Origin of the sequence: Streptomyces boetiae, assembly GCF_031845405.1 — a bacterium.
Classification (GTDB): Bacteria; Actinomycetota; Actinomycetes; order Streptomycetales; family Streptomycetaceae; genus Streptomyces; species Streptomyces boetiae.
On record NZ_JAVREN010000120.1, the window covers coordinates 1 to 468 of the forward strand.

Genomic DNA, 468 nt, shown 5'->3' on the forward strand with positions numbered 1-468 from the left:
GTCGATGACGGTGTGGCCGAATGGTTATCGACACGGGCGTCCCGCGCCGAGATGGTCGATGCGGTGTTGCTGTGCGCTGAGGGGTCTGGCGCCGGGACCCGCCACCACCGGCCGACGTGATACATCCGAGCCAAGTCCAGGGATGTGGCGCTACGCGTTTACCCGCTGCTTGCCGTGGGGCCTCTGGCAGCTTGCGGCGCCGCCCCTTACTCTCAATGGCTATGCGCACTGTGTTTCACCGGCAGCTCGACGATCTCAACGCCCGGATCGCTGCGCTGTGCGACTGCACCGGCGAGGCCATGGCCCGCGCCACCGATGCGTTACTTGCACCCGACCTGCAGATCGCCGAAGCCGTGATCGCCGACTACAGCGACATCACCTGTGAGTGCGCCCGGCTGGAAACCGACGCGTTCACGATCTTGGCCCGCCAAGCCCCGGTCGCCGGCGATCTGCGGGCTGTGGTGAGTT

Annotated in this window: 1 protein-coding gene; it reads left to right on the forward strand. The window is 66.7% G+C overall.

The annotated features are described in order from the left end of the window. Positions 1-221: 221 nt before the first annotated feature. A partial coding sequence (locus RM780_RS27660) for a PhoU domain-containing protein (protein ID WP_394813107.1) occupies positions 222-468 on the forward strand: 247 nt, incomplete at its 3' end.